5 protein-coding genes are annotated in these 8,726 nt (G+C 37.3%); all 5 read right to left on the bottom strand.

Going from position 1 to position 8,726, the window contains the following annotated elements:
* Positions 1–19: 19 nt before the first annotated feature.
* Positions 20–985: a DUF4861 family protein gene (locus tag B0A80_RS12785; RefSeq protein ID WP_089077514.1), complete on the bottom strand. Its 966-nt coding sequence runs from the start codon at positions 983–985 to the stop codon at positions 20–22.
* 3 nt (positions 986–988) lie between these two features.
* Positions 989–1,933: an alpha/beta hydrolase gene (locus B0A80_RS12780; protein ID WP_089077513.1), complete on the bottom strand. Its 945-nt coding sequence runs from the start codon at positions 1,931–1,933 to the stop codon at positions 989–991.
* 118 nt (positions 1,934–2,051) lie between these two features.
* Positions 2,052–3,743, bottom strand: coding sequence for a RagB/SusD family nutrient uptake outer membrane protein (locus B0A80_RS12775; protein WP_089077512.1), 1,692 nt, complete (start codon positions 3,741–3,743; stop codon positions 2,052–2,054).
* Between the two features lie 10 nt (positions 3,744–3,753).
* Complete coding sequence (locus tag B0A80_RS12770; RefSeq protein WP_089077511.1) at positions 3,754–6,930, bottom strand: SusC/RagA family TonB-linked outer membrane protein; 3,177 nt, start codon at positions 6,928–6,930, stop codon at positions 3,754–3,756.
* Between the two features lie 46 nt (positions 6,931–6,976).
* Positions 6,977–8,404 carry a glycoside hydrolase family 28 protein gene (locus B0A80_RS12765; RefSeq protein WP_089077510.1) on the bottom strand — a complete coding sequence of 476 codons (1,428 nt, stop codon included), beginning with the start codon at positions 8,402–8,404 and terminating at the stop codon, positions 6,977–6,979.
* Between the last annotated feature and the right edge of the window lie 322 nt (positions 8,405–8,726).

Below are 8,726 nucleotides of genomic sequence, written 5' to 3'. Positions count from 1 at the left end.
CTCTTTACTCTTCACTCTTTTACATCTTACCCTTTTTGTTCAAAACCTCCAACTTTTCATCTAAATATTTCACAAACTCTTCTCTCGATTTAATTCCGTTTGGCTCTTGTTCCCAGGCGCCTAAAAAATAAAAAGAAGTTGCTTTTGTAGTAGGCTTAAATACTAAAAGATAATCTAAATCTGTATCGGGAGTATTTTCGATAGTATTAATTTGATAAAAAATGGCCATTCCTAATTTGTCCGGAACTAATGATTGCTGGCCATACGTAGCCAGATAAGCCCATTTTTTATTTTTGCTTTCTTTTTTAAGAAGCTCCGTATTTTTCTGCTTTACAATTCCGGTACAGATTCCTTTGATTTCTTTGGATGCCTGAATGGTATGCTGTGTGTACAGTTCATTTGGTTTAATGGTCAAAACTGAAGTGAAATCAATTTTATCCGAAGCCGTTTTCCATCCATAATATTGCACTTTTACCCCCGATTCATTGGTTTTGTTTACTACTGTTGCAATAGTCGAATCTACTTCATAGAAATGCAATTTTTCGTTGTTTAAGTAGCGATCTATGGATCCTATCCCGATTCCTTTTCCTGCTTTTAGAATATCGGCTCCCCAATCGCTCATCTCGTGATACGAATCAAAATTATCCTGACCTACTTTTGGCAAAACAATTTCTGATGTTTTTTTACCGAAAATATCAATCGCATTTCGCCAGTCTAAATACAAACGATATCCAATTCGATTGCTTTCCCAACCCGGTCCTTCGTAACGAATGTCAAAAGAATGGTCTGTATGCTCCGGTGCCAGTTTAAGTCTGTCTACATTTTTAAACACAGTTCCTCCGATATATTTACGGGCTTCCCATTTTCCGTCTGTTTTAGCAGAAATTTCGGCATACGTTTTGGCGGTTTTTATATCATATTTCTGTGCCTTAACCGCTGTAATACTGACTAAAAGTAAGGTTGCTATTGTGATTTTTGTTTTCATTTTTTACTGTAATTGTTTAAATATTCTGTCTAAAAATTGTGTTGTATATTGAACCGTTTCCTCAAACCATGGCTGAAAAAACCAAAAGGAATGCGGTGAATCTTTTATGGTTCTGACCTCATTATAGATCTTATTTTGGTTTAAAATTGCAATCATATCCTCTCTGCCTGCATGAAACCGATCAAAACTGCTGTTGATGAACAGTGTTGGCGGAGTGTTTTTATCGGTATGGCTTAACGCGGATGCCTTTACCCAGTTCTCCCGTTTTTCCTGATAAGTGCCGTTTAACCAAAAAGCAGCCATTTCTCCTTCTTCCGATTCCGGATGCTTAAACGCTAAAATTCCATCTACATCAATTATTGCGTTCACTTTTGCTGAGGATCTACTCTTGTTTGTAGGGTCTTCAAAAGCGGAATTTTTATTTGTTGTACCAATCAAAGCTGCCATCTGACCTCCTGAAGAGCATCCAAGTACGGCAATTTTGTTTGGATCTACATGAAATTCTTTCGCATTATCTTTTATAAATTTAATAGCATTTTTTACATCATAAACCGCCTGTGGATATTTTGCTTCAGGCGATAATTGGTATTCTATTGTAAAACAGGAATATCCTTTTGAACTGATTTCCTGCCCCAAAACCTGCATCTGATTTTTATTCCCCGATTTCCAGCCTCCTCCATGAATCAAAATTACTCCCGGATTTGTATTTTCAGTTTTGTTCCAATAGGCGTCGAGATGTAATGCTCTGTTTTGACTCTTGTGATAGATTATATTCTCCATTTGAATCACATTTGCCTTGTTTTTCGCTTCTGCTATTTTTATAAACGGATATTTCTTAATCAATTTAGTATACGTACTATTTACGGTATAAGAAGTATCTGCAGTATTATGATTCTGCGCCAGAACTATATTCGAAAAGAGCCACAAAACAATCCCTATTCTTTTCATTTTACTTATCTGATTTATTCGTTAAGAAAGGAGCCTGATTCAGGATCAGGCCCCTTTTTAACTTCCTCAAAAAAACGCAACCTCAAAATTTTTAAAACCACTAATCATAAAAACCTTTTTAATAAGCCGGGTTTTGAGGGTAATTTTTACTTCTGTTCAAATCTAATGCTGATTGTGGTATTGGTCTTAGAATTTTAAGATTACCATTCTGTCCGTTAAATACGTTGGCATTGGTGATTTTAGGATTGTATAAAACTGCTCTTTGTACCAATGTACCGGTACGTTTCAAATCGAACCAACGGTGGTATTCTCCTAATAGTTCTCTTCCTCTTTCGTCTAATATGGTGTTGATATCAATAGTCGTCATTACCGGAATTGCTCCTACAACTCCGCCTCCTGCTCTTCTTCTTACTTCATTCAGACGTGTTAAAGCTGTCGCTGGCTGACCTGCTTTAAAGTAAGCTTCGGCGGCAACCAGATAGGTTTCTCCCAGCCTTGCTACAATAAAATCACGGGTACTGCTTCTGTTGGTTGCCGGGGTGATCGGTGTAGTGTTGTAGTTGGCACTGGTGGCACCGCTGTATGGTGCATTTGGATCGTCAAATTTACGAACCGGAATCAGGTTGTAATCACCACCTGAAGCGGCAGCCGAAGAATAAGTTCCCCAATTGTGGTATCTGAAAGTTGCTGCATTGGCTTTTCTTGAAGCATTAGCAGTATTCCAGGCAGCTCTGTCGGCTAAAGTAAACCAGCGTGGCTCGTAAAAATCTGTAATTTTCAAAGCCGTTTTATCCGTTACGGTATAAAAATCGTAGTATCGGCTGTAGATTTCGGTCATGAAGGTATTTTCCCAACGTTTATCTCCCTGCTCATACAATGATAATGCGTAAACTGTAGGACAAAGTGTGTAACTTCTGTTTGGATATGGGTTACCTGCTGCTGCTGCGCCTAAGTACGAACTAAACCAGTAGTTTTGTGAACTTCCCAAAGCTGTTACTCCTGTAGCATTTGAAGCTACTGAAAACTGAACGGAGAAAATGGTTTCGGCATTCATCTCGTTCCCCGGTTTTACCACATCCGCAAAAGATACATTAAGTCCTTGTCCGGCAATTACCTGATCTGCTAAAGAAGCTGCGGTAGTAAAATCTGCCGGTGTTCCAAAAGTTTCGTAACCTTTAGTCAAATATACTTTTGCTAATAAATCCTGAACGGCTCTTTTATTCACTCTTCCTGTGTAAGCCCCTGTACCCACTGCCGGAAGCGCTTCGTTAAGGTCTTTTAAAATTTGTGTGTATACTTCTTCTGCTGAATTTCTGTCGAAAGAGGTAATAGCAGTATTAATATTCTCTAATACAATCGGAACACCTCCGTAAGTCTGAACCAAAAGGAAATAAGCATTTGCTCTTAAAAATTTCAGTTCCCCCACTCTTGTATCTACTGTACTTGCTTTCTCAGTAAGGGTTGAATAATACAATCCTTTGTTGGCTTGCTGAATGGCCATGTAACAAGTTCTGTACAATAAATCTACTCCGGCTGACGAAGAAGAAAGGGTTAAATATTTAGCCAATCCTTCCGGTTCCTGATTTCTTCCTTCAGAGTACATATCGGTACCTGCTTCAAACAGCCACGGATCACCGCCGTATATGTCTTTTAGAGTGGCATAATTGGTATTGACCAATGACTCAAACCCGGGAGCAGTAAGAAAATATTGTTCTGCCGAACCAAAGGCACGGTTGTCTTCTTCGATAAAATTGGAGCACGAATTAAATGTCGTCCCCAGTATTGCTATAACTACTACTATTTTTTTCATTTTTCTTAATTTAAAATTTTAAACTTAATCCCATCTGAACGGTCCTTGTCGCCACACGATTCACAGCTAATGCTGCAGTTGCCCATTCAGGGTCATATCCTTCGTAATTGGTAAATACAAAAGGATTCAACACATTCACATAAAGTCTTAAACTTTTAATTTTCAATTTGTTCACTAAGTCCTGATCAAAACTATACCCAAAAGCGATGTTTTGAATTTTTACAAATGAAGCGTCTTTGTAAAATGCTACGTTATTGGTATCATAATAAACTCCTGCTCCACGTGGTAACGGATTTGTATTGGAATACTGAGCGGCCAGACCAGCACCATTAGCCGGAATATACCAGTCTTCAAGATCTAATTTTTGACGTCCTCTATCGGTAACATCTGCAAAGTTGTCGTGGAATCCGCTAAAGACAGTCATTCCCTGATTGGTGATTAACGACATTGACAAATCAAATTGTTTTACTTTTAAAGTAGTAGAGAAACTTCCGGACCATTTAGGATCGTAGTTTCCTAGAATAGCTCTGTCGTTATTGGCGTCAATTTTTCCATCGTTATTCAAATCTTTTACTTTTGCTTCTCCCGGTTTCTGACCGTAAGAAAGGGCTTGTGTTGCCTCACTTTCCTGCCATACTCCATCAAAAACATAGTTGTAGTACGAATGAACATTTTCTCCGATAAATAAATTATTTCCAACATCACTTACCTGATCCTGACCATAAATAGACTCCAGTTTGTTTACGTTTTTAGTAAAAGTGAAGCTGGTCTCCCAGGTAACATTTTTAGTTTGAATGTTTTTAGTAACCAACGCCACCTCAATACCTTTGTTTCTGATAGAACCTACATTAGAAGTAATAGTTGGTACTCCGATTTCTAACGGAAGGGCTTGTTGAAACAATAAATCTTTAGACAAACGATTGTAAACGTCTACACTACCTGAAATTCTATTGTGAACAAATCCAAAATCCAAACCTAAATTCACCTCTTTTGTTTTCTCCCAGGTCAGATTGGTGTTTCCTAAACTTGAAGTAGTAAACCCATTGGCAATGGTACCGTTAAAGTCATAGTAAGCAGGATTTTTTAAAACAGTTAAACTTGAATAAGGGCTAACGTTATCGTTTCCGGTATAACCGATACTTCCTCTTAATTTAAAATTAGAAACAAAATCTAATTTTTTCATGAATCCTTCTTCATGAACATTCCATCCTAAAGCGACAGAAGGGAAAGCCGTCCATTTATTATTTTCAGCCAAAACAGATGATCCGTCATAACGTACCGAAGCGGTTAGTAAGTAACGTCCCTGATAGGCATAATTGAAACGGGCTGCATACGATTCTAAAGTATTTTTAGAGTACGGAGTGAACACGCCTGAAGGAATTAAGGCGATACTACCGCTTGATGGTGTCAAGGAGTAGGTAGACTGAACTCCTGAGCCTAAATTGTAAAAACTGGTTTCAAAAGGGTTTTCTCTTGACGCTGAAAAGTACGTTTCGGTAGTATTAGAATAAAAACTCTGAAGACCTAAAAAGCTAAAAACATGGTCTTTATTTAACGTGTAATTGATGTTAAACTGATTGTCCCATGTATAATTAAAATTGTTCACGTTGGTTACGTCACCGGATGGCAAACTTTTATTTTTAAGACCAAAATCAGTTTGTGCGCCAAATGATCTTCCTTCTCTCGCGTCCATTTTTCCTGCTGAAAAAGTAGAACGAAACGATAGCCAGCTGTTGATTTTATACTCTCCGAAGATATTGCCAAGGGTCGTGAATCTTTCTATTTCGTCTGTTGAATTTGCAATTTCTAAAAGCGGATTGTAAGAACCTGTTTTGTTGATCGCTAAATTTCCGTTAGGATATCTCAATGTACCCGGCTGTTGTGCATAAGTTCCAACAATTTCATTACCGGCTGCATCTATCGCCCAAGGCGAAGTATATGGGTTTTGTCTGAAAGCTTCCTGCATGGCCGTTGGACTTCCTAACTGTTCAGAGGTCTTAGAAATAGTAAGGTTAACTCCAAATGAAATTTTGTCGTTTATTTTATGATTCAAACCTGCTTTAAAATTGTATTTATCAATTCCTTCATTGTCAATTACTCCCGTTTCTTTCTGAGCTCCTAGACCAATGTTGTATGATAGTCCGTTATCGGCACGACCGGAAACATTTAAGTAATTGTTTTGCATCATCCCACCTTTAAGAACCGCATCCTGCCAGTTGTAGCTTTGATTGTTAGCTACTCTCTGAAATAAAACAGGGTTTGTACCGGCCTGTCCTACAGCAGCATTCAATTCTGAAGCATCAATATCGTTATAGGTTGGATTGGTTGCCGAAATAGTCGTTGCCAAAAATGCCGATTGATGGTAATACCACCATTTTTCAGGACTCATTAATTTTGGTAATCTTACGGCCTCTTTGTTACCGTAAGAGCTGTCAAAAGTAACAGTAACACCAGACTTAGCACTTGTTCCGCTTTTGGTCGTTACAATGATAACCCCGCTTCCTCCTCTGGAACCATAGATGGCAGCAGAAGATGCATCTTTTAATACGTCCATTCTCGCAATGTCCTGCGGATTCAGAAAATCAATATTATCTGTTGGTACACCATCCACCACAAAAAGAGGTTTAGAACCATCTTTATTGATCGAGTTTGTTCCTCTGATCACAACGTTAAAACCGTCACCAATACGGCCACTGTTTGAAGTTACCTGAACTCCTGCAATACCTCCCTGAATGGCTTCCATCGGATTGGTAACGTTTCTTTCGGTAATTTTAGCTGCCGACAAAGTATTGACTGCTCCGGTAAGGTCTGTTTTCTTTGCGGTACCGTATCCTACAACCACTACTTCATTTAGCGAATTGGATTGTTCCACCAGGCTCACATTTACTTTCGACTTTCCTGCAATGCTCACTTCCTGTGTCTGAAAACCTAAGTAGCTTACAATTAAAATAGCTTTATTATTGGTCACATTCAATTTAAAACTTCCTTCAAAATCTGTAGAGGTTCCGTTTTTAGTTCCCTTTTCCTGAATGTTTACACCAGGCAATGATAATCCCGCAGCATCTGTAATTTTCCCCTCCACTATAGTCGATTGTGCATAAGTTGCACTGCTCAACAAAAAATTCAGGAAAAATAAAAATACAAGACTGTATTTTATTTTTTTCTTTAATAGTTGTTTGGTATTCATAGTTTTTTAAAATGGTTTGGTTAATTGATAGTTTTTAATTCGTAAGTTATTCTACTTTTTTTTCATTGATATAGGTATTAATAAATTGTATGTTCTTCACATTTTTAAGCAAATGCACTGAATCTACTTTTTGAATGACAACATTTTTAAGCGTAATATTTTCTACAGGAGATTGCTCATAGCCTTCTGCCCATACTCCATATTTTCCTCCATTTTTGACGTTTATATTCTCCAGGCTGATATTTCTGATGGTTGGAATAAAATTGCCGGTTTGTGAACCGTAAACATTGTAAAACATATTTAATTTTAAAACACATTCTTTTACAGTACCCACTTCAAGGTTTCGAACGAATACATTTTCAATGACTCCGCCTCTTTTTGAATTGGTCTTGATTCGGATGGCACGATCCAAATTTGGACTGTCCATGACGCAGTCTTCTACAAAAATAGTATTGACACCGGCCGATATTTCACTTCCAATAACTACTCCGCCATGACCGTCGATCATTTTACAGTTCTGAACGATAATATTTTTGCTTGGAATTGCTACTCGTCGCCCATCGCCATCGCGACCTGCTTTGATCGCGATACAATCGTCACCAGTATTAAAAGTACAATTCTTGATAAGTACATTTTGTGAATATTCAGGATCACAACCGTCATTATTAGGACCATGACTGTTTACGGTAACTCCGTCAATGATAATGTTGTTTGATTTTAAAGGATGTAAAATCCAAAAGGGAGCATTTATAATGGTAACATCTTTAACCAAAATGGTACTACATTCAAAAAACTCCATAAAATTAGGTCGCAGATAGCGTCCCTCACCAAAGATTCTTTCTTTTATCGGAACCCCTTTTTCGGCCATATCGATCAAAACAGCACGATTTTGAGGATCATTCTGCGAGGGAATTCCTTTTTTCCAGCCGTAATCTTTACCACCGGACCAAATCCACCAGTTCGTAGCATCTGCCTGTCCGTTTAGAGTTCCTCTTCCGGTAATGGCTATATTGGTTTTGTTTTTGGCGTAAATAAGTGGCGAATAATTCATCAGTTCTGTTCCTTCAAAGGAGGTATGAACCATAGGATATTCTTTGGGATCGATGCTAAAAAGGACTTCTGCATGATCATCCAAATACAGGTTTACATTACTCTCTAAATGTATGGCACCTGTTACATATTTTCCAGCAGGGATTAACACTTTTCCTCCGCCATTTTGAGCACATGCTTTTATTGCTTTTTCAAAGGCCAGTGTATTTAATGTCTTTCCATCAGCGACTGCTCCAAAATCATTAACATTATAGGTCTTATCTAAAAAACGGGTTTTAGAGATACTTTTTACAATTAAGTCTTTGTTTTTCCAGGGATCAGATTCAGAAACAGCTAAAGCCTGCTTTCCACAAGACAGCATCGTAAAAGCTGTTGTAGCTGCCATTAAAACTGATTTAAACATTCTAACTTTCCCTGTAATCATGTTATTCTATTTTAAGATTGATTTACAAAACAGTGCAATTATGTAATCGATTACACGAAAGTAGAAAAATAGTTTTAATGCACCAAATTTATTATATATTTAATTTTTATTACGGAATATAATTACACTTAATGGAAAAAATTAGATAATTTATTATCATTGTAGAATCGAAATCGTTTTAATTATAAATTATGGTAATCGATAACAATATGTAAAACGTTATAAAAAAAAATGTATTTTTGTCAGAGATAAATATGAAAAACCATTTTTAATGATCGAAAAGATAACCATTTACGATATTGCCGAAAAATTAAATATCACC

This window comes from Flavobacterium tructae (assembly GCF_002217475.1).
In the GTDB taxonomy this organism is placed as follows: Bacteria; Bacteroidota; Bacteroidia; order Flavobacteriales; family Flavobacteriaceae; genus Flavobacterium; species Flavobacterium tructae.
The sequence above is the reverse complement of the archived record's forward strand: the minus strand, read 5'-3'. Positions and strand labels throughout refer to the sequence as shown.

Bases quoted from the DNA above. Each gene is read 5' to 3' on its own strand.
- B0A80_RS12785 (WP_089077514.1), bottom strand. From the start codon at position 985: ATGAAAACAAAAATCACAATAGCAACCTTACTTTTAGTCAGTATTACA.
- B0A80_RS12780 (WP_089077513.1), bottom strand. From the start codon at position 1,933: ATGAAAAGAATAGGGATTGTTTTGTGGCTCTTTTCGAATATAGTTCTG.
- B0A80_RS12775 (WP_089077512.1), bottom strand. From the start codon at position 3,743: ATGAAAAAAATAGTAGTAGTTATAGCAATACTGGGGACGACATTTAAT.
- B0A80_RS12770 (WP_089077511.1), bottom strand. From the start codon at position 6,930: ATGAATACCAAACAACTATTAAAGAAAAAAATAAAATACAGTCTTGTA.
- B0A80_RS12765 (WP_089077510.1), bottom strand. From the start codon at position 8,404: ATGATTACAGGGAAAGTTAGAATGTTTAAATCAGTTTTAATGGCAGCT.